General features: G+C 72.4%; 25 protein-coding genes and 2 pseudogenes. 19 read left to right on the forward strand and 8 right to left on the reverse strand.

Annotated elements, in window-relative coordinates; translation table 11 throughout:
* The first annotated feature begins 55 nt into the window (after positions 1–55).
* Positions 56–646, forward strand: coding sequence for a TetR-like C-terminal domain-containing protein (locus AC4IHM_RS06165; RefSeq protein ID WP_490866073.1), 591 nt, complete (start codon positions 56–58; stop codon positions 644–646).
* Here the strand turns inward: AC4IHM_RS06165 and AC4IHM_RS06170 are convergent, their stop codons facing one another.
* Genes AC4IHM_RS06170 through AC4IHM_RS06185 form a run of 4 tightly spaced genes read right to left on the reverse strand, consistent with a single transcriptional unit; the run spans position 647 to position 4,098 of the window.
* Positions 647–1,396 carry an isocitrate lyase/PEP mutase family protein gene (locus tag AC4IHM_RS06170; protein WP_490866074.1) on the reverse strand — a complete coding sequence of 250 codons (750 nt, stop codon included), beginning with the start codon at positions 1,394–1,396 and terminating at the stop codon, positions 647–649.
* 55 nt (positions 1,397–1,451) lie between these two features.
* Positions 1,452–2,111 carry a response regulator gene (locus AC4IHM_RS06175; RefSeq protein ID WP_490866075.1) on the reverse strand — a complete coding sequence of 220 codons (660 nt, stop codon included), beginning with the start codon at positions 2,109–2,111 and terminating at the stop codon, positions 1,452–1,454.
* Complete coding sequence (locus tag AC4IHM_RS06180; protein WP_490866076.1) at positions 2,108–3,262, reverse strand: sensor histidine kinase; 1,155 nt, start codon at positions 3,260–3,262, stop codon at positions 2,108–2,110. Before AC4IHM_RS06180 ends, AC4IHM_RS06175 begins: the two co-directional genes overlap by 4 nt.
* Complete coding sequence (locus AC4IHM_RS06185) at positions 3,259–4,098, reverse strand: CPBP family intramembrane glutamic endopeptidase (RefSeq protein ID WP_490866077.1); 840 nt, start codon at positions 4,096–4,098, stop codon at positions 3,259–3,261. The genes AC4IHM_RS06180 and AC4IHM_RS06185 overlap by 4 nt, the downstream gene beginning before the upstream one ends.
* A 163-nt stretch (positions 4,099–4,261) precedes the next feature.
* Here AC4IHM_RS06185 and mmuM point away from each other — a divergent pair, with 163 nt between their 5' ends.
* Together mmuM and AC4IHM_RS06195 are read left to right on the forward strand one after the other, a co-directional pair.
* Complete coding sequence (mmuM, locus tag AC4IHM_RS06190) at positions 4,262–5,176, forward strand: homocysteine S-methyltransferase (protein ID WP_490866078.1); 915 nt, start codon at positions 4,262–4,264, stop codon at positions 5,174–5,176.
* Positions 5,177–5,963: 787 nt separating this feature from the next.
* Positions 5,964–6,116 carry a hypothetical protein gene (locus tag AC4IHM_RS06195; RefSeq protein WP_490866079.1) on the forward strand — a complete coding sequence of 51 codons (153 nt, stop codon included), beginning with the start codon at positions 5,964–5,966 and terminating at the stop codon, positions 6,114–6,116.
* 13 nt (positions 6,117–6,129) lie between these two features.
* On the opposite strand, the pseudogene AC4IHM_RS06200 reads toward AC4IHM_RS06195, so the two are convergent.
* Positions 6,130–6,550 (reverse strand): annotated as a pseudogene (locus AC4IHM_RS06200) (ATP-binding protein).
* Between the two features lie 112 nt (positions 6,551–6,662).
* On the opposite strand from AC4IHM_RS06200, the gene AC4IHM_RS06205 reads away from it, so the two are divergent.
* Positions 6,663–7,481: a helix-turn-helix domain-containing protein gene (locus tag AC4IHM_RS06205; protein WP_490866080.1), complete on the forward strand. Its 819-nt coding sequence runs from the start codon at positions 6,663–6,665 to the stop codon at positions 7,479–7,481.
* Positions 7,478–7,768: a DUF397 domain-containing protein gene (locus AC4IHM_RS06210; RefSeq protein WP_490866081.1), complete on the forward strand. Its 291-nt coding sequence runs from the start codon at positions 7,478–7,480 to the stop codon at positions 7,766–7,768. Before AC4IHM_RS06205 ends, AC4IHM_RS06210 begins: the two co-directional genes overlap by 4 nt.
* Here the strand turns inward: AC4IHM_RS06210 and AC4IHM_RS06215 are convergent.
* Entirely contained in the window at positions 7,725–9,227 is a 1,503-nt protein-coding gene (locus tag AC4IHM_RS06215) for a carboxylesterase/lipase family protein (RefSeq protein ID WP_490866082.1), read from the reverse strand. The two genes, AC4IHM_RS06210 and AC4IHM_RS06215, sit on opposite strands and share 44 nt — an antisense overlap.
* Before the next feature lie 145 nt (positions 9,228–9,372).
* Here AC4IHM_RS06215 and AC4IHM_RS06220 point away from each other — a divergent pair, with 145 nt between their 5' ends.
* Together AC4IHM_RS06220 and AC4IHM_RS06225 are read left to right on the forward strand one after the other, a co-directional pair.
* Entirely contained in the window at positions 9,373–9,711 is a 339-nt protein-coding gene (locus AC4IHM_RS06220; RefSeq protein ID WP_490866083.1) for an STAS domain-containing protein, read from the forward strand.
* Positions 9,712–9,772: 61 nt separating this feature from the next.
* Positions 9,773–10,177, forward strand: coding sequence for a VOC family protein (locus AC4IHM_RS06225; protein WP_490866084.1), 405 nt, complete (start codon positions 9,773–9,775; stop codon positions 10,175–10,177).
* Here AC4IHM_RS06225 and AC4IHM_RS06230 read toward each other — a convergent pair.
* Both AC4IHM_RS06230 and AC4IHM_RS06235 read right to left on the reverse strand, forming a co-directional pair.
* Positions 10,157–10,840 (reverse strand): helix-turn-helix domain-containing protein, encoded by a 684-nt coding sequence (locus AC4IHM_RS06230; RefSeq protein WP_490866085.1) that lies wholly within the window; start codon positions 10,838–10,840, stop codon positions 10,157–10,159. The two genes, AC4IHM_RS06225 and AC4IHM_RS06230, sit on opposite strands and share 21 nt — an antisense overlap.
* A gap of 22 nt (positions 10,841–10,862) precedes the next feature.
* Positions 10,863–11,997 (reverse strand): annotated as a pseudogene (locus AC4IHM_RS06235) (YihY/virulence factor BrkB family protein).
* 99 nt (positions 11,998–12,096) lie between these two features.
* Here AC4IHM_RS06235 and AC4IHM_RS06240 point away from each other — a divergent pair.
* The 12 genes from AC4IHM_RS06240 (at position 12,097) to AC4IHM_RS06295 (ending at position 24,572) form a co-directional block, all read left to right on the forward strand.
* On the forward strand, positions 12,097–13,740 hold the full coding sequence (locus AC4IHM_RS06240; protein ID WP_490866086.1) for an acyl-CoA dehydrogenase family protein: 1,644 nt from the start codon (positions 12,097–12,099) through the stop codon (positions 13,738–13,740).
* A 241-nt stretch (positions 13,741–13,981) separates the two neighbouring features.
* A complete protein-coding gene (locus AC4IHM_RS06245; protein WP_490866087.1) occupies positions 13,982–15,271 on the forward strand; it encodes a GAF domain-containing protein in 1,290 nt (429 codons plus the stop codon).
* Between the two features lie 221 nt (positions 15,272–15,492).
* Positions 15,493–16,800, forward strand: coding sequence for a hypothetical protein (locus tag AC4IHM_RS06250; RefSeq protein ID WP_490866088.1), 1,308 nt, complete (start codon positions 15,493–15,495; stop codon positions 16,798–16,800).
* A gap of 43 nt (positions 16,801–16,843) precedes the next feature.
* Entirely contained in the window at positions 16,844–17,416 is a 573-nt protein-coding gene (locus tag AC4IHM_RS06255; RefSeq protein WP_490866089.1) for a GNAT family N-acetyltransferase, read from the forward strand.
* Positions 17,417–17,543: 127 nt separating this feature from the next.
* Positions 17,544–17,627: a putative leader peptide gene (locus AC4IHM_RS06260; protein WP_310591794.1), complete on the forward strand. Its 84-nt coding sequence runs from the start codon at positions 17,544–17,546 to the stop codon at positions 17,625–17,627.
* Between the two features lie 141 nt (positions 17,628–17,768).
* The gene (gene sirA / locus AC4IHM_RS06265) at positions 17,769–19,466 is read left to right on the forward strand and encodes a sulfite reductase SirA (protein WP_490866090.1); all 1,698 of its coding nucleotides are present in this window, start codon (positions 17,769–17,771) and stop codon (positions 19,464–19,466) included.
* Positions 19,463–19,642, forward strand: a complete 180-nt coding sequence (locus AC4IHM_RS06270; RefSeq protein WP_490866091.1) for a hypothetical protein — start codon at positions 19,463–19,465, stop codon at positions 19,640–19,642. Before sirA ends, AC4IHM_RS06270 begins: the two co-directional genes overlap by 4 nt.
* A complete protein-coding gene (locus tag AC4IHM_RS06275; RefSeq protein WP_490866092.1) occupies positions 19,639–20,349 on the forward strand; it encodes a phosphoadenylyl-sulfate reductase in 711 nt (236 codons plus the stop codon). The genes AC4IHM_RS06270 and AC4IHM_RS06275 overlap by 4 nt, the downstream gene beginning before the upstream one ends.
* A 43-nt stretch (positions 20,350–20,392) precedes the next feature.
* Positions 20,393–20,929, forward strand: coding sequence for an adenylyl-sulfate kinase (gene cysC / locus AC4IHM_RS06280; protein WP_490866093.1), 537 nt, complete (start codon positions 20,393–20,395; stop codon positions 20,927–20,929).
* A gap of 8 nt (positions 20,930–20,937) precedes the next feature.
* A complete protein-coding gene (gene cysD, locus AC4IHM_RS06285; protein ID WP_490870774.1) occupies positions 20,938–21,870 on the forward strand; it encodes a sulfate adenylyltransferase subunit CysD in 933 nt (310 codons plus the stop codon).
* Positions 21,871–21,872: 2 nt separating this feature from the next.
* A complete protein-coding gene (locus AC4IHM_RS06290; RefSeq protein WP_490866094.1) occupies positions 21,873–23,228 on the forward strand; it encodes a sulfate adenylyltransferase subunit 1 in 1,356 nt (451 codons plus the stop codon).
* Positions 23,229–23,468: 240 nt separating this feature from the next.
* Positions 23,469–24,572, forward strand: coding sequence for an aliphatic sulfonate ABC transporter substrate-binding protein (locus AC4IHM_RS06295; RefSeq protein WP_490866095.1), 1,104 nt, complete (start codon positions 23,469–23,471; stop codon positions 24,570–24,572).
* Positions 24,573–24,603: the final 31 nt, after the last annotated feature.

A 24,603-nucleotide genomic window follows, 5' to 3' on the forward strand; every position in this document is an offset into this window, starting at 1 on the left:
CCCTGTCCGACCTAGCATGGAACCCGCGAATCCCGGGAAGCCAGGAAGGTGGCCCATGCCCCGAGCCGGTCTCACGGCCGACCGCGTCGTCGCGGCCGCCGCCGACCTCGCCGACGAGTCCGGGTTCGAGAGCCTGAGCGTCTCCGCGCTGGCCCGGCGCTTGGGCGTGAAGGACGCGAGCCTGTACACACACGTCAGGAGCCTGCGCGACCTGCGCGTCCGGGTCGCGCTGCTGGCCGGCGGCGAACTGATCGACGAGATCGCCGACGCGGTGGCGGGCCGGGCCGGCAAGGAGGCGCTGGCCGCCTTCGCGGGCGCCTACCGCGGGTACGCCCTGCGCCGCCCCGGCCGTTACGCGGCGACGCAGATCCGCGTCGACCAGTCCTTGATCGCCGACTCCCCCGCCCTGCGCCGCACCGCCGAGATCACCTACGGCATGCTGCGCGCCTACCGCCTCACCGAACCCGATCTCACCGACGCGGTACGGCTGTTGCGCAGCACCTTCCACGGCTACTGCGTCCTGGAGGCCGCCGGTGGTTTCGGCGCACCGCGCGATCTCCAGGCGTCCTGGGACAAGGCGGTCGACGCCCTGCACGTGGCGCTGGAGAACTGGCCGCGCGAGCGGGACGGCGGGGCCGAGGGGTAGTCAGCCCAGCGCCTGCACCTCGTCGTACGTCGGTACCGCCCCGCGCGGCCCGCGGCCCGCGCCGATGTCGGCCGCCGTCTCCAGGGCCGCGCCCAGCGCCCGCCGGTACAGCAGCGAGCCGAGGCTGACCCGGCGCACACCGAGGTCGGCGAGGTGCGGGAGGGTGGGCCCGGCGGGCGAGTAGAGGACGTTGAGGGGGACGTCGAAGTGGGCGGCGAGGGCCGCGATCCGGCCGGGGTCGGTGAGGCCGGGCACGAAGACGCCGTCGGCGCCGGCCTCCCGGTACGCCTCCAGGCGCCGCATCGTCTGTGTGGTGGAGCCCTCCCCCGACCAGTAGGTGTCCGTACGGGCGTTGACGAACAGGCCGGGGGCCGCCGACCGCACGGCGGCGATCTTCGCGGCGTGCCGGTCGGCGGGCCCCAGCCCGTCCTCCAGGTTGATCCCGACGGCACCGACCGCGGCCAGTTGCCGCGCGAACTCCCCCACCTCGTCGGGGTCGTCGCTGAAGCCGTCCCCCGCGTCGACGGACAGGAGGAAGGGCCGCGAGCCGAGTGTGAGCGCCAGCCGCAGTGTCTCGTCGCGGGTCGCCGGTGCCCCGTCGGGCAGCCCGGCCGCCGCCGCGACGCCCAGGCTGGTCGTGCCGATCGCCCGGAAGCCCTGCCCGGCGAGGGCCTGCGCGGAGGCGTGGTCCCAGGCGCACGGCAGCAGCAGGGGTTCGGCGGCGCGGTGGAGTGCGGCGAAGGCGGTCATGTCCCGCACGTTACGGGCCGGTTGTTTCGGCGCCGGCCGAAGTGTTCCCGGCGGGTCAGGTCACCAGGCCGTGGCGGTAGGCGTAGACGACCGCCTGGACGCGGTCGCGCAGATTGAGCTTGGTGAGGATGCGGGACACGAAGGTCTTGACGGTCTCGTGGCTGATCACCAGGGCCGCGGCGATCTCGCTGTTGGAGAGGCCGTCCGCGATGAGGCGGAGGACCTCCGTCTCGCGCGGGGTCAGCGGGATGTCCCGGACGGTGCCCTCGGTGGGCCGGATCCGGGCGGCGTACCGGCCCACGAGCCGACGCGTCACGTCCGGGTCGAGCAGCGCGGCGCCCAGGGCCACCGTCCGGATGCCGTGCAGCAGCCGGTCGGGCGGGGCGTCCTTGAGCAGGAAGCCGCTCGCGCCCGCGCGCAGCGCCTCGTAGACGTACTCGTCGAGGTTGAACGTCGTCACCACGAGCACCTTGACGGGCTGCGCGACCCCGGCGCCTGCCAGCAGGCGGGTGGCCTCGATGCCGTCGAGCACGGGCATGCGTATGTCCATCACCACGACGTCCGGGCGCAGTCGGGCGGCCAGGTCGACCGCGGCCTGCCCGTCCCCGCACTCGCCGGCCACCTCCAGGTCGGGCTGGGCGTCGATGATCGTCGCCAGCCCGGTGCGGATCAGCACCTGGTCGTCGCAGACGAGGACCCGGACCGGTGCGCTCATGACGGGCTCTTCCCGGGTATCCGGGCCCGGACGACGAAGCCGCCGCCGGTCTGCGTGTCGGCGCTGAAGTCGCCGCCGAGGACGTCGACGCGTTCCCGCAGGCCGGCCAGTCCCCGTCCGCTTCCGCCTGGGGACCCGGCCCGCGTACCCGAGCCGTCCGTGCCGACCTCCACAGTGATCTCCCTTTCGCAGTGGCGCACCAGGACCGAGGTCTTGCCGCCGTGGTCGTACTTGAGGGCGTTCGTCAGGGCTTCCTGCACGACGCGGTAGGCCACGAGGTCGGCGCTGCCGGTCGAGGTGGCCGGTGTGCCCTCCTCGGTGAACTCCACCGGCTGTCCGGCCCGGCGGGTCTGCTCGACGAGCGTGAGCAGCCGGCCGACGGGCGGGGTCCTGGGCTCGGTGCCGTGGTCGGGGTTGAGCAGGTCGAGCAGATGCCGCAGATCGGTGATGGCGCGTCGGCCGGTGTCGCTGACGGCGGTCAGGGTCTGGTCGAGGCGCTCGGGCGCGGCGGTCAGATAGCGGGCCGCCTCGGACTGTACGACCATCGCCGTCACGTGGTGGGTCACCACGTCGTGCAACTCGCGGGCGATGCGGGTGCGTTCGGCGTTGCGGGCGTCCTCGGCGACGCGCCTGCGGCGTTCGGCCTCCGCGGCTCTGGCGGAGCGCATCCAGGTGCCGATGCCCCAGGCGAGGGCCAGCGCCAGGTAGAACGTCACGAACTCGGCCACCGGCTCGCCCGGTCCGATCCGGCTGAGCGCCACGGACAGGGCCGCGAAGACCGCGGAGGAGGCCACCACGGTCGCGCGCCGGTACCGCTCCAGATACGAGCCGGCGCTCAGCAGTGCGATGGGCAGCGCGGTGCCGCCGAACAGGTGGTAGCCGCGAAGCTGGTCGAGGGCGAAGCCCGCCGACACCAGGGCGAGGCAGACCAGGGGCCAGCGGCGGCGCAGGGCGAGCGGAAGGCACTGGAGGACGGCGGCCACACCGGCCAGCGCGTCGTAGGGGGCGGTCGGCACTCCGCCGACCTCCGTCCCGTTGCCCTGGAACGACGGGACGAGCGAGGCGACGAGGAGCAGTACCCCGAGCGGGAGGTCCCGGACCGTGACGTCGAGGCGGCGCCACTGCTCCGGAATCCGTCGGCGACTGATCACCGGGGAAGTGTAGCGGCGGAGTTGGCGCGTGCGGCACGCCGAGCGCCGAACGGCACGATGTTGCCGCGGCGGTGGGCCAGCCACAGGAACACGAGCGTCAGCAGGGCCCCGAAGCCGACGGCGTACACGCTGCCCTCGGGGCCGAAGTCACCGCCGGTGAGCAGCTTCGGGCCGGACATGGCGGCGTCCAGGAGTCCCTGGTTGCCGCCGTTGCCGGAGACCTCGGTGCTGAAGATTCCGGCGGCGGCGAAGTTCCAGCCGAAGTGCACGCCGATCGTCAGCCAGAGGCTTCGGGTGGCGGCGTAGGCGGCGGCGAGCATGAAGCCGGCCTCGATGGCGATGGCGAGCCCGCCCCACAGCGTCGCGTCCTCGTTGAGCAGGTGCGAGAGGCCGAACAGCAGGCCGGTCAGCGCCAGCGCGATGTAGGTGCCGATGTGTTCCTCGACGATCCGGAACAGGACACCGCGGTACACGATCTCCTCCGTCGTGGCGGCGGCGGCCATGAAGCCGGCCAGTCCGACGGCGCCCTTCACCGAGCCCAGGCCGTCGACCTCGTAGTACCCGGAGGAAGAGAGGTTCACGATGACGGCCCCGAACATCCCGGCGCCGATCAGCACTCCCCAGCCGGTCTTGGCCGCCGCGCCCTTCCGGGCCAGGTCGGCGGCCTGCCGGTGCTCGGTCCGGCGCACCACCCACGCGTAGCCGAGCAGCGCCAGCGCCGCCGCCGTGAGGCCGAGGGCGAAGGTGAGCCAGTCGTTGTCCTTCACCGCGGTGACGGCGGTGCCGCCGATGGCGTACATCGCCACGGCTGCCAGAAACTGCCACACGAACCTCACGGGGACCCCTCCTTGGTCGGGCCCGCGGACCGGAGTGCCGTGGGCTGCAAGGGACGCTACGGATCCGGCGGCCGGAGATCGTCACCTCACGGTGGACACCTGGCCGTAGCTCGCACGGGGGACAAGCGCTCGGGCCGCCCTGCGCGGTGGCTAACCTCGTGCCATGACCAGCGACTTCGCCGACGCGCTCGCCCGCGGTCCGCTCGTGCTCGACGGCGGGATGTCCAACCGGCTGGAGTCGGCCGGGTACGACCTGGGCGGCGGCCTGTGGTCGGCGCGGCTGCTCGCCGAGGACCCCGAGGCGATCGTCGAGGCGCATCTCGACTACTCCGAGGCGGGCGCCGACGTGGCGATCACGTCCAGTTACCAGGCCACGTTCGAGGGCTTCGCCCGGTACGGCATCGGCCGGGAGCGGGGTGCCGAACTGCTGGCGCGGAGCGTGGAGTTGGCGCGCGAGGCCGGGCGTCGGGCGCGGACGTCCCGTCGGTTGTGGGTGGCGGCGTCGGCCGGACCCTACGGGGCGATGCTCGCGGACGGCTCCGAGTACCGGGGGCGGTACGGGCTGGGCGTGGGCGAGTTGGAGCGTTTCCACCGGCCCCGTCTGGAGGTGCTGGCCGCGGCGCGGCCCGATGTCCTCGCGCTGGAGACGGTCCCCGACGCGGAGGAGGCCGCGGCGCTGTTGCGGGCCGTGCGGGGGCTGGGGGTGCCGGCCTGGCTGTCGTACACCGTCGTGGGCGACCGGACGCGGGCCGGTCAGCCGTTGGAGGAGGCCTTCGGGCTGGCCGCCGACGTGGACGAGGTGATCGCGGTGGGGGTGAACTGCTGTGCCCCCGAGGACGTGGCGGGTGCGGTCGCGACCGCCGCGCGCGTCACGGGCAAACCGGTCGTCGCCTATCCCAACAGTGGTGAGGTCTGGGACGCGGAGTCCCGTTCTTGGAGGGGGAGTTCGTCGTTTTCCCCTGCGCGGGTGCGGGGGTGGCGGGAGGCCGGGGGGATGCTGATCGGTGGGTGTTGTCGGGTGGGGGTGGGGACGGTCGCGTCGATTGCGGGGGTGTTGAGGGAGCCGCCCGCTGGATGAGTGGCCGTGGGGCCGCCCGCTTCCTTGTCAGTGTCGTGCCTCCGCGATCCGCGTCAAGGGCGCTCCCTGCGGTCGCGTCGCCTTCGGCGATCGGCCTGCGGCCGACCCTTGACCCGGATCACTCCAGCACGGGGAAGAAGCGAGCGGGCGGCCCGGAGGAACGGGTGGCCAACCTGCAACGGCCCCTTCCGCCAGCTACCCAGCCACCCGGCATACGGGGACGCGTCAGCACCTCGCAAGCACGCCGCGCGGGCTAAGCGGCTTGCGGCGGGTGGGGGGACACACCCCTTGAAAAGCGTGAACACTTCGGGCCGAAGTGTTCACGCTTTTCAGGACCACCCCCCAGGGTTGGCCGCCGAGACGGCCCGGCGTGCTTGCGAGGCGCGGATGCGCACCGTCGGCGCCGGAGGCGATGTAGCGGACGGCTGATCGCGAACCCCGGTCGGCCACCCGTTCCCCCGGGCCGCCCGCACGCTTCTCACCCGTGCTGGAGCGAGCCGGGTCAAGGGTGGCCCGCAGGGCCATCGCCGAAGGCGACGCGCAGCGCCAGCGGAGCGCCCTTGACGCGGATCGCGGAAGCACGACACTGACCAAGAAGCGGGCGGCCCCACGGCCACTACTACCCAAGTCACTCACCAAAGGCCGCGCGCCTCGATGGCATAGACGGCAGCCTGCGCCGCCCGGAGCCGCCGTCGCCCCTCGCACGGCCGGTCTCGACGGTGTCGGGGCGGTCGATGAGGCCGTCGCGTTGCAGACCGCGCAGGACCACGTTCATCGACTGGGGGGGGTGACGAACGTGGCGCGGGCGAGATCGGTGTTGGACAGTCCCGGCCTGAGCGTGGCCCTGTGGTTCTCCACGCCCGTCGGCGACAGCCCGTTCGGCCCGGTGTTCTCCTTCGTCGGCCCCGAGGGGTACATCCTGACCGCCCACGGAGCCTGACCTGCGCGGACTTCTAAGGTGCCTCCCGGGGATCACCCAGCTCGCACCAAACCACCTTGCCCGGATCCCGCTCCCCCACGCCCCACTTGTCCGCCAGCTCCGACACCAGCAGCAGCCCGCGCCCGCCCTCGCCGACGTTCTCGTACGTTCGTCTGCGGTACGGCCGGTACGCCGTCGCCGCTGTCGTGCACCTCGACGCGGACGCCGTACTCGCAGAGCAGTAACCGCAGCAGGAAGCCCCGGCCGGGCGGTACGCCGTGGACCAGGGCGTTGGTCGCCAGTTCGCTGACACACAGCGCCACGTCGTCCGCCCGCTCACGAACGCCCCACGCCTTGAGCACCTCGCGGGCGAACGCGCGTGCGGCGGGCACGGACTGGCGTTCACGGCGGTAGAAGCGCTCACGTGGAGACAGGGGTTGAGTTTCCTTGTTCACGTGACGAGTGTCACGCTCCGTGCTCATTATGAGACAGAGCGCGCGCCCGTACGGCTGGACTGTACGGGTGCGCAACGGTGAACGTACGCACGCGGATGGGGAGTCCGACCTCATGGGCACGACGACACGGAGGAACGCCTCCGCGATGAAGATGGTGGGGGCGCTGCTCGCCCTCTATCGCCAGGCCGCCGGGCACACACAGAGGTCACTCGGCGAACGGTTCGTCATCGGCGAACAGCAGATCGCCTCGATCGAGCAGGGCAGACGCCCCCTCAAACCCGACCTCGCGGAACAACTCGACGAACTCCTCGACACCAAGGGCGCCCTCGCCGTCGCCCTGAGCAGAATGCCAGAGATCGACCTCGTCCCCCTATGGGCCGAGGAGTACCTGGACAGGGAGCGCGAGGCCATCGTCATCTCCTCCTATGAGAACCAGGTGCTCCCCGGACTGTTGCAGACGAACGCGTATGCACGGGCGGTCTTCCACAGCCGCATTCCCATGCTCAGCGACGCCGAGACGGAGCGGCACGTCACGACACGTACGGAGCGTCAGACGATCTTCCGTCGCCAGGAGCCGCCGATCGCATGCTTCGTCGTCTGGGAGGCAGTACTGCGCGATCGACTGGGCGGGGACCGAGTGTACTTCGAACAGCTGAGGCACTTGCGAGAGCACTCGGAACTCCCCGGCCTCACCTTGCAGATCCTGCCACTCGGACGCGTCGCTCATGCCGCCCTCGACGGGCCCTTCGTCCTCCTGGAAACTCCCGAACACCAGCGACTCGCTTACACGGAAACCCAGCGCGGAAGCCAACTGATCGCGGATGCCGATGAGGTGGCGATCCTCACTCAGAGGTGTGCGATGCTGCGGTCACAGGCCCTCAACCCTGAAGATACGAGAGCCCTGCTGGACCGTCTACTAGGAGACCAATGAGCAGCACCGCACTTCGATGGTTCAAGTCGAGCTACAGCGGCAGCGACGGCGGCAACTGCATCGAAGTCGCCTACGACTGGCGCAAGTCCAGCTACAGCGGCAGCGAAGGCGGCAACTGCCTCGAAGTCGCCTACGGCTGGCGCAAGTCGACCCACAGCGGCGACGAGGGCGGCAACTGCGTAGAAGTCGCCTCCCACCCCACCGCCATCCACATCCGCGACTCCAAGACCACCGCCCCGCACATCACCGTCGCACCAGCCGCCTGGACCGCGTTCCTCGCCTGGTGACGTTGGCCTTCCACAGGTCGAACTGGGCGTCGCGAGGGCCGTGGGCCGTGTGGGGCGGGCCGTCGCCGAAGACGTGTACGGGGTGCGTGGCGTCCCACGCCGGCCAGCCGGGGTTGCCGGACTCGGCGAACCGGACCCACGCCCCGTGCATCGCGTCGGCCAGCTCTTGCGGAGCCCCCTCGCCCGCGAGCCTGCGGGCGTCCGGGCCGTCGCCGGAGTCGAAGACGAAGCCGAGTTCCAGGGCGTGGCAGGCGCCGAGGTCGGGCAGGTTGGACGGCCAGGCGAACTCGTAGACGTACGAGGAGCCGGGGCGCGCGTCGGCCACTCGGTGCACCGGGATGCGGAGCAGGTGGTCGGTGACGAGCTGGCCGACGGTCTCGGCGGTGCCCGCGTCGGCGTGCAGGGTGCGGTAGCCGCGCAGGACCTCGTTGCCGCAGCGGCAACGGGCCCGCGCGCCGGTCAGGGCGACCGTGCCGAGGCGGTCGACGCGTTCGAGGAGTCCGCCGGGTACCAGCCACAGCCGGTACTCGTCGCGGGTCCAGCCCATCATGAGGTCGACGCCGGAGGCCGCGGCGCCCTCGGTGAGCGCCTCCAGCGGATCGTGGGGGACCACGTCGCCGTCGACGACGATGCCGAAGGCGGGCCCGCCGAGTACGGGGCTGCTGAATCTGCCCACCTCGGCCTGGGCGCCGAGCAGCTGGTCGCGGTCGGCGGCGGCGAAGGCCTCGGCGGTGGCGGGGATCTTCAGGCGGGAGGCCATGCGGCGGACCATGCGCCGTACCTTGTCGCGGTCGGCGGCCTCCGGTGCCCCGCTCTGCAGCACGGCCCGCCGGAACAGGCCCCGGGCCTGCGGGGCGGCGAGGAGGGCGCCGGTGCTGATGGCACCGGCGGACTGTCCTGCGAGGGTGACCCGGTCGGGGTCGCCGCCGAAGGCCCTGATTGATTCGTGCACCCAGGTCAGGGCGGCGAGCTGGTCGCGCAGGCCGGCGTTGGCGGGGGCGTCCGGGAACAGTCCGTAGCCCTCGACACCCAGCCGGTAGTTGACCGACACGCAGACCACGCCGTCCCGGGCGAAGGTGCGGCCGTCGTAGACGGGTACCGCGGAGGATCCCCTGGTCAGGGCGCCGCCGTGCAGCCAGACGAGGACGGGCAGGCGGGCGCCGGGCCCCGGCTCGGGGGTCCAGACGTTGAGGTTGAGGCAGTCGTCGCCGGGGATCGCCGGGTCGGAGAGGTACTGGGCGAAGGCCTCGGAGTAGGGCGGTTTCGGTGCCGTCGGGCCGAAGGAGACCGCGTCGCGCACGCCGTCCCAGGGCTCCGGGGGCACGGGCGGCCGGAACCGGCGGGGTCCGAAGGGGGGCGCCGCGTAGGGAATGCCCCGGAACACCGCGACGCCGTGCTCGTACCTGCCGCGTACGGTCCCGTGCGGGGTGTCGACCACAGGGGTTCTGTGACCTGCCATCGTGCGCTCACCAGCCCTTCGGTGTGCTCCCTCGTGTCGCTGTGTCGCCGAGTTGTTCACATCAGAGCGCCGGATCGTCCGTGCGTATTCCGGGTGCCCGCTGAGACAATGGAAGCCAGACCCGTTCCGTGCCGAGGAGGCTGTCGTGTCCTTCGACCCTCACCACCCCGGCCGGTCCGCGCCCGTGAGGATCGCCGAGGCCGGTGGACAGCACGTGGTCCTGGCCTTCTCCGGCGATCTGGACGCCCCCGCACTGCGGGTGCTGGAGGAACTCCTCCTCGACGAGCGGCTGCGGCGGCCGGGGGCCTGGACCCTTGAGATGAGCGACCTGGAGCACATCGATCTGGCCTGCGCCTACGGGCTGCTGCGCGGGGTCACCCGGGCACCGGAACCGGCGGCCGTCACGGTGCGCGGGGCCCGCCCGGCCGTTCAGCGCACCCTGCGGCAGGCGGGCCTCGACGCCGTGGCGGTCTTCGAGGCGTAGGCGGGGGGCCGTGTCCGTTTTCTTCAAGACCCGGTTCTCGGGTGCTGCCTACAGTGGCGCCATGACCGCACGATTCAACGCCATCGCTCTCGTCGTCTCCGACATGGCCGCCTCCGTGGCCTTCTACCGGCGGCTCGGTTTCGCCTTCCCCGAGGGCTGTGAGGGGCAGCCGCACGCCGAGGCCGGGCTGCCGGGCGGGATCCGGCTGCTGCTCGACACCGAGGAGTCGGTCCGTTCCTTCACGCCCGGGTGGCAGCCACCGGCCGGCGGCGGGCGGCATTCGCTCGCACTGCTGTGCGATTCACCGGCCGAGGTCGACGCGTACTACGCGGAGCTGACCGGCGCCGGCTGCCACGGCGAGCACAAGCCCTGGGACGCCCCCTGGGGTCAGCGCTACGCCGTGCTGAACGACCCGGACGGCCACGGCGTGGACCTGTTCGCGCCGCTAGCCGTCCCGGGCCAGTAGCTCGCGGGGCGCAAGGCCCGCCAGCTCGCGCACGTCCCGCGTCAGATGTGCCTGGTCCGCGTAACCGGTCCGGGCGGCCGTCTCGGCGAGGGGCGTGCCGTCGCGGGCCAGGGCGAGGGCGCGTTGCAGCCGCAGTACGCGGGCCAGCGTCTTGGGGCCGTAGCCGAAGGCGGCCAGTGAGCGGCGGTGCAGCCTGCGGGCTCCGATGCCGAGCGCGTCGGCGGTGGCGGCGACCGGGCGGCCCGCGTCGAGGGCGGCCACGATCCGGCGCAGCAGCGGGTCGGGGGGCTCGGAGTCGGCCGCCCGGGACAGCGCGGCCTCCTCCAGGCCGCTCGCCGGGTCGGGGGCCGCGTTGACCAGCGCGGTCAGACGACGTGTCCGGGTGGCCGGCCAGAGGTCGGCGAGGGCGACGCGCCGGTCGCGCAGCGCGTCGGCGGGCACCCCGAGGAGGGCGGGGGCGGTGCCGGGGCAGAAGCGGACGCCCGCCCAGGGGCCCGAGCCGCCCTCGGTGACCTGGGCGCGGGTGTCGGGGCCGGCGACCAGGAGCCGGCCGTCGTACCAGAGCAGGTCCATGCAGCCGTCGGGCAGGACGCGACCGGGGCCGGCCGGGGTGTCGGTCCATACCACCGCGCCGGTCAGCCGGGACGCCCGTTGCGCGTACACGCGTGCCAGGCTACGCCTCGCGCTACGAGGCGTCGGGCTTGTTGTGGTTGGTCGGCGGTGTGTTCTTCACCTGGGTGCGCAGGCGGGCCGTGACGTTCCTCGGGGGGCAGGAAGCGCGACCAGCGTTCGGGGAACTCGGAGGGCATGTCGGGGTCGCTGTCGCCGTTCGCTGAGGCGCGGGCCACGTACTCGGCGACCTGGGCCTGGCGCAGCCGCTCGTTGGCCTCGCGGGCGGCCGCGGTGGCGGCGGCCGGCCAGACCCGGTCGATGGCGGCGTTGACCGCGGCCCCGACGAGCACCGCGAACGCGGACACACCGATCCACAGCAGTACGGCGACCGGCGCGGCCAGGGAGCCGTAGATGGTGGGGCCCTCGACGGTGTTGGTCAGGTAGATGCGCAGCAGGAAGCTGCCGAACACCCACATGGCGAGGGCGACCAGCGCGCCGGGCACGTCCTCGATCCACGGGGAGCGCACGGGCACGGACACGTGGTACAGCGTGGTCAGGAACGCGACGGACAGGACGATGACGACCGGCCAGTACAGCACTTGGACGACGGTCGTGGACCAGGGCACGACCCGCACCACGGCGTCCGGTCCCGCCACCATCAGCGGCAGCGCGATCGAGCCGATCAGCAGGGCCACGATGAACAGCAGGAACGCCAGCAGGCGGGTCCTGACGATCCCCCGGACGCCGTCGAGGCCGTACATGACGGTGATGGTCTCGATGAAGACGTTCACCGCGCGGGAGCCCGACCACAGGGCGAACAGGAAGCCGATGGAGATGACATCGGGCCGGCCGCCCTTGGTCACGTCGTCCAGGATCGGCTCGGTGATCTGTTTGACGCCGCGCTCGGAGAGCACCGCGCGGGAGGCGTCCAGGAGGCTGGTGCGCAGGCTCTCGGTGGTGTCGGCGCCGATCCACAGGTCGACGTAGCCGATCAGTCCGAGGACGCTCAGCAGCAGGGGCGGCACCGACAGCAGCGTGAAGAACGCGGCCTCGGCGGCCAGCCCGAGGATGCGGTACTCCATGCACGAGTTGACCGTGTCCTTGAGCAACAGCCAGGCGGTCTTGCGTTTCGAGACGTTCCGGTACAGAACCCGGGCACGGTGGAGCCGGCCGGGGGGCCGTTCGGGGGATTCACTTGCTGGCTGCACGGTCTAAAGGTATCCGCCGCCGGGGGCGCGTTCGTCCGCGGACACCCGTGGGGCCTGCCCGGACTCGCCGCCGGAGCCGGGCACGGTAGGTTCACGGTCATGGCAGGCAGTACCCACACCGTGACGAATCAGGCCCCGCCGCTGACCGGCTACGACGTCTTCACCGCCGACCGGGCCCTGACGGCCGCCGTCGAACGGCATCTGGCACCCGAACTGCGCGAGCAGGCACGGGCGGAGCTGTCGGGCCTCGGCCTCGGCTGCGGGTCGCTCCAGGCCCGGGAATGGGGTGCGCAGGCCAACGAGAACCCGCCGGTGGTGCGCACCCACGACCGGTACGGCCACCGGATCGACGAGGTCGACTTCCATCCGGCCTGGCACCGGCTGCTGGGCAAGGGCGTGGCGGCGGGCCTGACCGCGGCCTGGTCCCGGCCGGGCGGACATGTGCGGCGCGCCGCCGGGTTCCTCATGTGGAATCAGGTGGAGGCGGGCAACTGCTGCCCGCTGTCGATGACCCACGCGGCGGTGCCGGCCCTGCGTGCCGATCCCGGCCTGGCCGCCGAGTGGGAGCCGCGGCTGACCTCCCGGGTGTACGAGCGCGGGCTGCGGCCGGCCGGCCGCAAGGCCGGGGCGCTGTTCGGGATGGGGATGACCGAGAAGCAGGGCGGCAGCGACGTCCGGGCCAACACCAGCGCGGCACGGCCGCTGGCCGAGGACGGCGCGTACGAGCTGACCGGGCACAAGTGGTTCTGCTCGGCGCCGATGTCGGACGGTTTCCTGGTGCTGGCGCAGGCGCCGGGCGGACTGACCTGTTTTCTGGTGCCGCGTGTGCTGGCGGACGGCAGCCGCAACGTGTTCCTGATCCAGCGGCTCAAGGACAAGCTGGGCAACCGGTCCAACGCCTCGGCCGAGGTGGAGTTCGCCGGGACCTGGGCGCGCCGGGTCGGCGAGGAGGGGCGCGGGGTGCGCACCGTCATCGGCATGGTGGCGGCGACCCGGCTCGACTGCGTGCTGGGCTCGGCGGGTCTGATGCGGCAGGCCGTGGCGCAGGCGGTGCACCACTGTTCGTACCGGGAGGCGTTCGGCTCGAAGCTGGTCGACAAGCCGCTGATGCGCAACGTCCTCGCGGACCTCGCGATCGAGTCGGAGGCGGCCACCACGCTCGGGCTGCGGCTGGCGGCGGCGTACGACGCCGCCGAGGGCGGGGACGAGCGGGAGCGGGCGCTGCTGCGGCTGGCGGTGCCGGCGGCGAAGTACTGGGTGACCAAGCGGTGTGCGCCGGTGGCGGTGGAGGCCGCCGAGTGCCTGGGCGGCAACGGGTATGTCGAGGAGTCCGGGATGCCCCGGCTGGTGCGCGAGTCGCCGCTGAACTCGGTCTGGGAGGGCGCGGGCAATGTGCAGGCGCTCGATGTGCTGCGGGCGCTCGGGCGGGAGCCGCTGGCGGTGGACGCGTATCTGACGGAGGTGGGTCTGGCGCGCGGCGCCGATCACCGCCTGGACGGGGCGATCCGCGAACTGCTGACGGAACTGGCCGATCTGGAGGCCGCCGAGGGGCGGGCGCGGCGGCTGGCGGAGCGCCTTGCGCTGGTGCTCCAGGGGGCGCTGCTGGTCCGGTACGCGCCGCCGGAGGTCGCCGACGCGTTCTGCGCCGCGCGGCTGGGCGGTGACGGGGGCGCGGCCTTCGGCACGCTGCCGGCCACGCTGGATCTGGCGTCGGTGGTGGAGCGGGCCCGGCCGGTGGCCTGATCCGGCCGCGCGGCGCGGGGGTGGTGCTGCGCCGACACGGCACCACCCCCGCCACACGGGCCCGTTGAGGCCGCGTACGCCGCTCTGGGCGGCGTGGTTCAAGTTTGGACATGGGTACGGCCGTCCACCAGGGTTGCAGGGGGTTGCAACTTGCTGTCGGCTGTGCGCGGAGTGTGCTCCGGGGTCATGGGCAAGTGGTCGGTACGGGACGGGAATTCGGCTTCGGGGAGGACGGGGACCAGTGGCGCTCTCACCGATGGACGTGCCGCGGTTCGCGGCGGGCGACGCGGCAGGTGCGGCGCGGATGCTCAGCGAGGTCCGCTCGGCCAGGCTCTCGGGCGGGCGGGCTCCCGGGGGGCTGCGTCCGGTGATCGAGCAGTCCTGGGAGCGGATGCTGCGCGGCGGCGTCGATCCGGAGCAGGACGTGCGCTCCGGGCTGCTGTCCTTGGAGGAGGTGCGGCGGCGGCGGGAGACCTCGCCGTTGCGGCACGTGCTGCCGGTGCTGCGGGAGGGGCTGTTGTCGGTCGCGGATGTCGCCCACCACATCATGGTGGTCGCCGACGACGAGGGCCGGGTGCTGTGGCGGGAGGGCAGCGCGCCGGTGCTGCGGCGGGCCGACAGGATGGGTTTCCAACTCGGGGCGGACTGGCGGGAGGAGGTGGTGGGCACCAACGGGCTGGGGACCGCGGCGGTCGCCCGGCGGCCCGTACAGGTCTTCGCCTCCGAGCACTTCGTACGGTCCCAGGCGGCCTGGACCTGTGCCGGGGCGCCCATCACCGATCCGCGCAGCGGCCGGCTGCTCGGGGTGGTGGACGTGAGCGGGCCGCTGGAGACGATGCACCCGGCCACGCTGGCCTGGGTCGACTCGGTGGCCCGGCTCGCGGAGGCCCGGCTGCGCGAGTTGCACGTGCACTCGCTCGAACGGCTGCGGGCGGTGGCGGCGCCGGTGCTGGCCCGGCTGGAGGGGCGGGCGCTGGTGGCGGACCGGGAGGGCTGGACGGCGGCGGTGACGGGGATGCCGTTCCTGGAGCGGGTGGCGCTGCCCAAGTCCCCTGCGGCGGAGGTGCGGTGGCTGCCGGCGTTCGGGGCGTGCAGCGTGGAGCCGCTGGCCGAGGGCTGGCTGATACGGGCCACCGAGCGGCCGGTGCCACAGGGGGTCACCCGGATCGTGCTGGACCTCGGGCAGCCGCGCCGCTGGTCGGTGCGGGTGCTGGGCGGCGCGGAGGACTGGGCGCGGGAACTGAGTCCCCGGCACGCGGAGTTGCTGTATCTGCTGGCGGTGCACCGGGCCGGGCGCAGTGCCGCGGGGCTGGCCGAGGACATGTTCGGCGACCCGGCGCGCACGGTGACGGTGCGGGCCGAGATGTCGCGGGTGCGCAGGTATCTCGGGGCGTATCTGGAACACCGGCCGTATCGTTTTTGCGAGGCCGCCGAGGTGGAGGTCCTGCTCCCGGGCGACCCCCGCGACCTGCTCCCCCACTCGACGGCGCCCGCGGTGACGGCCGCCCGGGTGTCGACGCCCGCGCCCTGAACGCGCGGCGCCGCCGCGGGGCCGGCGGTTCCCCGCCGCGGCCCGTCTCACACCGGGGGCGCCCCGGTTGGCTCTAAAGAGGGGGTGTTTTCGCATATTTGCATCGTCCGCGTCCACGGACCCGCCCGTCTGCCGTAGCATCCATCACGGACCGCCTCAACCGCTCCTCGGTCAACGCGTCCACCGTCGAGCACAGTTGGTCCGGTGCCCGTGGAGGTTGTATGAAGCATCGCGGCAGACATCGCCGCCGCAGGCGGGGCAGAGCGCTGCGCGCGGCCCTGACCGGGGCGGCCCTCGCCCTGACCGGCGCCGCCACGCTGATCAGCGCCTCGCAGGCCACGGTCGCCGACGACCCCGGCGCCCTCAAGCCCCTCGCCTCCACCGCGCAGACCAAGGCGCTGCGCCTGACGGAGCACCGGGTGCCGCGGCCCTGGCTCGACCGGCTCTCCGCCGCGATGGGCAAACCGGTGGGCGTCGACGCCGTCCTCGCCTCCGCCGACCGCACGCTGCGCGACGCCGCCCACTGCACCGCGGAGGAACGGGAGGCGCTGCCGGTGTCCCCCGCCGCCACCCGCGCCTACTGCTGGGACGACGGCGACACCGAGGGCTGGCGCCCCGGCGCGGTCACCACCTCGGGGGACGCCGACGAGGACGGCCGCTGGGGCGCCCACCGCGTCATCCTCTCCGCCTGGTCCCGCGACGACGGCACGCCCGAGGGCGGCCTCGCGCGGGTCTCCTTCGTCGACGCCGACGACCCCGGGCACCTCAGCTACACCTCGGCACTGCTCGCCGTCCCCGTCGACGGCGGCCACGACTACCGGGGGCTCGACTCCCCCGTCTCCGGAATGGTCTGGTACCAGGACAAGCTGCTGGTCACCACCGCCGCCGGGGACCGCGACGCGCTGTACGTGTACGACGTGGACCGGGTCCAGCGAGCCACCACCACGGCGAACACGGTCGGCCGGGTGCCCGGCGGCTGGGCGGCGGACGGCCACCGCTACGTGCTGCCCGCCGTCGCCTCCTACCGGCTCCCGGACACCGGCGACGCCGCGCGTCCCGGCGCGATCTCCCTGGACCGCGGCACGGCCCCCGACAGCCTGGTGGCCAGCGAGCGGGTGCCCGCGGGCGACGACCGCCCCACCCGGCTGTGGCGCTACGCGCTCAGCACGGACCCGGCGCGCTCCGGCCTGCCGGCCACCGACCGCGCGGGGCACGTCGACGCGGTCGAGGCGTACGAGACCGGGGCCGCCGATGTCGGGGGCGTGCTGTCGCACCGCCCGTCCGGCGAGGCGGTGTCCGACTGGTATCTGGGCCGCGCGGCCGGCGGACAGGACGGGCGCGGCACCCTGTGGCGGCAGGACACGGACGGCGCCCGCGCCACGGAGTGCGGGGCGGACCAGTCGCAGCGCTGCTGGAGCGGACGGGCGGGCTCCCTGTCGTACTGGGCGCAGACAGGTGAGGTCTGGTCCCAGTCGGGGAGCATGCTGTTCGCGCTGCCGCTGGCCTCGATCGAGGACGCCCTGGGCTGACGGGGATCGACACGGGCGCGCGGCGGATGATTTTCTGACCGGCATGACCGACATCGTCGTGACCACCTGGTCCCTGGAGCAGACCGCGCCCTCCGATCTGCGGCCGGCCGCCGCGCCGCCGGGGGACGTGCGGATCGTCCGCAGCGAGGTGCCCTCCCCCGAGTTCAGCCGCTATCTGTACGCCTCGGTCGGCCAGGACGTCCGCTGGACCGACCGGCTCGGCTGGGACCACGCGCGGTGGCGCGAGCACCTGGAGCGGCCGGGCGTGGAGACCTGGGTCGCGCACGACCGCGGCACCCCGGCCGGGTACATGGAGCTGACGCCCGGGGCCGACGGGGCCGTGGAGATCGAGTACTTCGGCCTGATCCCGGCCTTCCGCGGCCGGCGCATCGGCGGCCACCTCCTGTCGTACGGCACCGCCCGCGCCTGGGACCTGGCGGAACGCTGGCCGGGGCTGGCGACGACCGGGCGGGTGTGGCTGCACACGTGCAGCAAGGACGGCGAGCACGCGATGGACAACTACCGGCGCCGCGGCTTCCGGCTGTTCGACACCCAGGTCGAGAAGGAGGCGGAGGTGGCCGCTCCGGGCCCATGGCCGGGGGCTTTCCCCTCCTGACCTGCGCCGACACCTCCGTTTTCGGTTCATGTGACCAAGGACACCCATGTCTCGCAGAGTGAGACAAGGGTGTCCGCATCCTGGATATTGCTGGACTGTGTCCAGATCGCCGTGCCAGGCTTCCGCCATGTCCGGAACTGGAATTGCCTTGGTGAGTCGGCGGCACGTCGACCTCGGCCGCATGTCCAGCGCCATCTGTCCGGCCCGCTGAGAGCACCCTCCAGCACCTCCGGATTCCCCGCACCCGCCTGATCCGCCGTGCCATGACGCGCCCGTATGCCCCACATACGCCCTGTGCCCGCGCGCGCAGGTCAGAGCCGCTCTCCGTCTGTCCCGAAGGACGTGTCACACCATGACCGCCACCCCGCCGAAGCCCGCTGCCGCGACCCCCCGCCGCAAGGTGAGCCGTCACCGCGGCGAGGGTCAGTGGGCAGCGGGTCACTTCACCCCGCTCAACGGCAACGAGCAGACCAAGAAGGACGACGACGGTCTCAACGTACGGACACGGATTGAGACGATCTACTCCAAGCGGGGCTTCGACTCGATCGACCCCGGCGATCTGCGCGGACGGATGCGCTGGTGGGGGCTGTACACCCAGCGCAAGCAGGGCATCGACGGCGGGAAGACGGCCGTCCTGGAGCCCGAGGAACTGGACGACCGCTACTTCATGCTGCGCGTGCGCATCGACGGCGGCGCGCTGACCACCCGGCAGTTGCGGGTCATCGGCGAGATCTCGCAGGAGTTCGCGCGCGGCACGGCCGACCTCACCGACCGGCAGAACGTCCAGTACCACTGGATCCGGATCGAGGACGTGCCCGAGATCTGGCAGCGCCTGGAGGGCGTCGGCCTGTCCACGGTGACCGCCTGCGGCGACACGCCCCGCGTGATGCTCGGCTCCCCGGTGGCGGGCATCGCCGAGGACGAGATCATCGACGGCACCCCGGCGCTGGAGGAGATGAAGCGCCGCGTCCTGAACAACCCGGCGTACTCGAACCTGCCCCGCAAGTTCAAGACCGCGATCTCCGGATCGCCGGTCCTCGACGTGGTGCACGAGATCAACGACGTGGCCTTCGTCGGCGTCGAGCACCCCGAGCACGGGCCGGGCTTCGACCTGTGGGTCGGCGGCGGCCTGTCCACCAACCCCAAGCTGGGGGTCCGCCTGAACGCCTGGGTGCCCATCGAGGACGTGCCGGACGTCCACGAGGGCGTCATCTCCATCTTCCGCGACTACGGCTACCGGCGGCTGCGCAACCGCGCCCGGCTGAAGTTCCTGGTCGCCGACTGGGGCGCGGAGAAGTTCCGCCAGGTGCTGGAGGACGAGTACCTGAAGCGGAAGCTGACCGACGGCCCGGCGCCCGCCGAGCCCGTCAGCCGCTGGCGCGACCACGTCGGTGTGCACCGGCAGCGCGACGGCCGCTACTACGTCGGCTTCGCCCCGCGCGTGGGCCGCGTCGACGGCACGGTCCTGACCAAGATCGCCGACCTGGCGGAGGCGCACGGCTCGGGCCGCGTCCGTACCACGGTCGAGCAGAAGATGATCATCCTGGATGTCGCGGAGGGCCAGGTCGACTCCCTGGTGGAGTCCCTGGAGACGCTCGACCTGACCGCCCGGCCCTCCACCTTCCGGCGCGGCACCATGGCCTGCACCGGCATCGAGTTCTGCAAGCTGGCCATCGTCGAGACCAAGGCGCGCGGCGCCTCGCTGATCGACGAACTGGAGCGCCGCCTGCCGGACTTCGACGAGCCCCTCACCATCAACGTCAACGGCTGCCCCAACGCCTGCGCCCGCATCCAGACCGCGGACATCGGCCTCAAGGGTCAGCTGGTCCTGAACGACCGGGGCGAGCAGGTCGAGGGCTACCAGGTGCACCTGGGCGGCGCGCTCGGCCTGGAGCCCGGCTTCGGCCGCAAGGTGCGCGGCCTGAAGGTCACGGCGCAGGAGCTGCCGGACTACGTGGAGCGCGTCCTCAAGCGCTACCGCGCCGAACGCGAGGACGGCGAGCGCTTCGCCACCTGGGCGGCCCGCGCCTCCGAGGAGGCCCTGTCGTGAGCGAGCGTGCCGCTCCCTTCTACTGCCCCTACTGCGGCGACGAGGACCTGCGTCCCCACGAGGAAGGCCACGGCGCCTGGGAATGCGCGGCATGCAACCGCGCATTCCAACTGAAGTTCCTCGGGCTGCTCGCCCGGGGTCTTCAGCCCGACTCCACGGGAGGGGAACCGATATGACGGCGGTCCGGGAAGAGCGTACGACCGAGGAACTCAAGGCACTCGCCGAGCGGGCGGGCCGTGAGCTGGAGGACGCCTCCGCGCTGGACATCCTGCGATGGGCCGCCGACACCTTCGGCAGCCGCTTCTGCGTGACCTCCTCCATGGAGGACGCGGTCGTCGCCCACCTCGCCTCCCGCGCCCGGCCCGGCGTGGACGTGGTGTTCCTCGACACCGGCTACCACTTCCCCGAGACCATCGGCACCCGGGACGCGGTCGAGGCCGTGATGGACGTGCGCGTCATCACGCTCACCCCGCGCCGGACGGTCGCCGAGCAGGACGCCGAGTACGGCCCGGGGCTGCACGACCGCGACCCCGACCTGTGCTGCGCGCTGCGCAAGGTGCGGCCGCTGGAGGAGGGCCTGGAGGGCTACCAGGCCTGGGCGACCGGGCTGCGCCGCGACGAGTCGCCGACGCGGGCGAACACCCCGGTGGTCGGCTGGGACGACAAGCGGCGCAAGGTGAAGATCTCCCCCATCGCGCGATGGTCGCAGGACGATGTGCAGGCGTACGTCACCGAGCACGGCGTCCTGACCAATCCGCTGCTCATGGACGGCTACGCCTCCGTGGGCTGCGCGCCGTGCACCCGCCGTGTGCTGGAGGGCGAGGACGCCCGCGCCGGCCGCTGGGCGGGCCGCTCCAAGACCGAGTGCGGGCTGCATGGCTGACACGGCGACGACCACCGGACCATCGACCTCCAGGGAGCACCACGTGACGACCGGAGCCACCGTCTGGCTCACGGGTCTGCCCAGCGCCGGCAAGACCACCATCGCCCACGAGCTGGCCGGCCGGCTCCGCGAGGAGGGCCGCCGCGTCGAACTGCTCGACGGCGACGAGATCCGCGAGTTCCTCTCGGCGGGCCTCGGCTTCGGCCGCGCGGACCGGCACACCAATGTGCAGCGCATCGGCTTCGTCGCCGAACTCCTCGCCCGCAACGGCGTCGTGGCGCTGGTCCCGGTGATCGCGCCGTACGCGGACAGCCGGGACGCGGTCCGCGCGCGGCACGAGGCGAACGGCACGGCGTACGTGGAGGTGCACGTGGCCACCCCGGTCGAGGTGTGCTCGGTGCGCGACGTGAAGGGCCTGTACGCGAGGCAGGCCGCCGGTGAACTGACGGGACTCACCGGGGTGGACGACCCCTACGAGGAGCCCGTCAAGCCCGACCTGCGCATCGACTCGCAGGACCAGACCGTCCAGGAGTCCGCCGCGGCGGTCCACACGCTGCTCACCGAAAGGGGACTGGCATGACAACGTCCATGACGTCCGCCGCGGTGGAGGAGGGCAGGGGCAGCCCGTACGCCCTCTCCCACCTCGACGCCCTGGAGTCCGAGGCGGTGCACATCTTCCGTGAGGTGGCGGGCGAGTTCGAGCGGCCGGTGATCCTGTTCTCCGGCGGCAAGGACTCCATCGTCATGCTGCACCTGGCGCTGAAGGCGTTCGCGCCGGCCGCCGTGCCGTTCTCGCTGCTGCACGTGGACACCGGGCACAACTTCCCCGAGGTCCTGGACTACCGCGACCGCACGGTCCGCGAGCACGGGCTGCGGCTGCATGTCGCCTCCGTGCAGGACTACATCGACCGGGGCGTGCTCAAGGAGCGCCCGGACGGTACCCGCAACCCGCTGCAGACGCTGCCGCTGACGGAGAAGATCCAGACGGAGAGGTTCGACGCGGTCTTCGGCGGCGGGCGCCGTGATGAGGAGAAGGCGCGGGCCAAGGAGCGGGTGTTCTCGCTGCGCGACGAGTTCTCCCAGTGGGACCCGCGCCGCCAGCGCCCCGAGCTGTGGAACCTGTACAACGGCCGGCACGCCCCCGGTGAGCACGTCCGCGTCTTCCCGCTGTCCAACTGGACCGAGCTGGACGTGTGGCAGTACATCGCCCGCGAGGGCATCGAACTGCCGCCGATCTACTACGCGCACGAGCGCGAGGTCTTCGCCCGCGCCGGGATGTGGCTGACGGCCGGCGAGTGGGGCGGTGCGAAGGACGGCGAGAGGGTGGTCAGGCGGCGGGTGCGCTACCGCACCGTCGGCGACATGTCCTGCACCGGCGCCGTCGACTCCGACGCCGACAGCATCGAGAAGGTGATCGCCGAGATCGCCGCCTCCCGGCTCACCGAGCGCGGCGCGACGCGTGCCGACGACAAGATGTCCGAGGCCGCGATGGAAGACCGCAAACGCGAGGGGTACTTCTAGCCATGACCAGCCCCACCGAACCCGTCGAACCCCTGTCGGTCGAGCAGGCGACGGAGACCACCCTGCTGCGGTTCGCCACCGCCGGGTCCGTCGACGACGGCAAGTCCACCCTGGTGGGCCGGCTGCTGCACGACTCCAAGTCGGTCCTCGTCGACCAGCTGGAGGCCGTGGAGCGGGTCTCCGCGAGCCGCGGCCAGCAGGCCCCCGACCTCGCGCTGCTCACCGACGGCCTGCGGGCCGAGCGCGAGCAGGGCATCACCATCGACGTGGCCTACCGCTACTTCGCCACCCCGCGCCGCCGGTTCATCCTGGCGGACACCCCCGGGCACGTGCAGTACACCCGGAACATGGTCACCGGTGCCTCCACCGCCGAGCTGACGGTGATCCTGGTCGACGCCCGCAACGGCGTCGTCGAGCAGACCCGCAGGCACGCCGCGATCGCCGCCCTGCTGCGCGTCCCGCACGCCGTCCTGGCCGTCAACAAGATGGACCTGGTCGACTACAGGGAACCCGTGTTCGCCGCCATCGCCGAGGAGTTCACGGCGTACGCCACCGAGCTGGGCGTGCCCGAGGTCACCGCCATCCCGATCTCGGCGCTCGCCGGGGACAACGTGGTGGAGCCCTCGGCGGTCATGGACTGGTACGGCGGCCCGACCGTGCTCGAACACCTGGAGACGGTCCCGGTCAGCCACGACCTGGCGCACTGCCACGCCCGGCTGCCCGTGCAGTACGTGATCCGGCCGCAGACCGCCGAGCACCCCGACTACCGCGGCTACGCGGGCCAGATCGCCGCCGGCACCTTCCGCGTCGGTGACGAGGTGAAGGTGCTGCCCTCGGGCCGCACCTCGAAGGTGTCCGGCATCGACCTGCTCGGCACCCCGGTCGACGCCGCCTGGACACCGCAGTCGGTCACCCTGCTGCTGGAGGACGACATCGACGTCTCGCGCGGCGACCTGATCGTGCCCCGCCAGGACGCGCCGGCCACCAGCCAGGATGTCGAGGCCACCGTCTGCCACGTCGCCGACGCGCCGCTCACCGTCGGCCACCGGGTGCTGCTCAAGCACGGCACCCGCACCGTCAAGGCGATCGTCAGGGACATCCCGGCCCGGCTCACGCTGGACGACCTGTCCCTGCACCCGCACCCCGGACAGCTCGTCGCCAACGACATAGGCCGGGTGAAGATCCGCACCGCGGAGCCGCTGCCCGCCGACTCCTACGCCGACTCCCGCCGCACGGGTTCCTTCATCCTGATCGACCCCGGCGACGGCACCACGCTCACCGCCGGCATGGTCGGCGAGTCCTTCGCCGCCCCGGAGCCCGTCAAGGACGCGGCGGACGACGAGGGGTGGGACTTCTGAGCATGCACTCTCCCGACTTCTACTCCACGTTCGCGAAAGAGGGCGGCCGCGTCGGCAGCGGTGCTCTCGGCAGCGGGCAGGGCGGAGTGGCGCGATGTGCGCGCTGACGTACGCGCACTGCCCGCGCGCCCTCACCCCCCACCCGCACAGCCGAAGACCAGCCGACCTCCCGGCCACGACCTGACGACTCGGACGAACCGAACAGGTGTGACCGCCGGGCCAACGAGAGGAACACCTCCCGTGCCTGCCACCACCGCTCTGCGCCGCTCGCTTGCGGTCATAGCCGCCCTTCCCCTGCTCACCCTCGCCGCCTGCGGGTACGGCTCGGAGTCCGAGGGCGACGACACGTCCAAGGTCGCCGAGGGTGCCGAGAAGATCGACGGTCTCGACTCCGTCCGCATCGGCTACTTCGGCAACGTCACCCACGCCACCGCCCTGGTCGGCAACCAGAAGGGCTTCTTCCAGAAGGAGCTGGGCGCGACCAAGGCCAAGTACGCGACCTTCAACGCGGGCCCCTCCGAGATCGAGGCGCTGAACTCCGGCTCCATCGACATCGGCTGGATCGGCCCCTCCCCCTCGATCAACGGCTACACCAAGTCGAACGGCAAGAGCCTGCGCATCATCGGCGGTTCGGCCTCCGGCGGGGTGAAGCTGGTGGTGAACCCGGACAAGATCAAGTCGCTGGACGACCTCAAGGGCAAGCGGATCGCCACCCCGCAGCTCGGCAACACGCAGGACGTGGCGTTCCTCAACTGGATCGCCGAGCAGGGCTGGAAGGTCGACGCGCAGAGCGGCAAGGGTGACGTGACGGTCGTGCGCAGCGACAACAAGGTCACCCCGGACGCCTACAAGGCCGGTTCCCTGGACGGTGCCTGGGTGCCCGAGCCGACCGCGTCCAAGCTGGTCTCCGAGGGCGGCAAGGTGCTGCTGGACGAGTCGACGCTGTGGCCGGACAAGAAGTTCGTGATCACGAACATCATCGTGTCGCAGAAGTTCCTCAAGGAGCACCCCAAGGCCGTCGAGGCGGTGCTGAAGGCCTCCGTCGACACCAACGAGTGGATCAAGGCCAACCCGGACGAGGCCAAGGCCGCGGCCAACAAGCAGCTGGAGAAGGACACCGGCAAGGCGCTGCCGGACGATGTCCTGGACCCGGCGTGGAAGTCGATCGAGATCACCGACGACCCGCTGGCCGCCACCCTCGACGCCCAGGCCGAGCACGCCGTCAAGGCCGGTCTCCTGGACAAGCCGAACCTCCAGGGCATCTACGACCTCGCGCCGCTCAACAAGATCCTCAAGGCCAAGGGCGAGCCCGCGGTCGACGACGCCGGGCTCGGCGTCAAGTAGGCCCGGATCCCGACCGTCCCCAGGAGGTGAC

The sequence above is a fragment of the Streptomyces sp. SL06 genome (assembly GCF_058244745.1).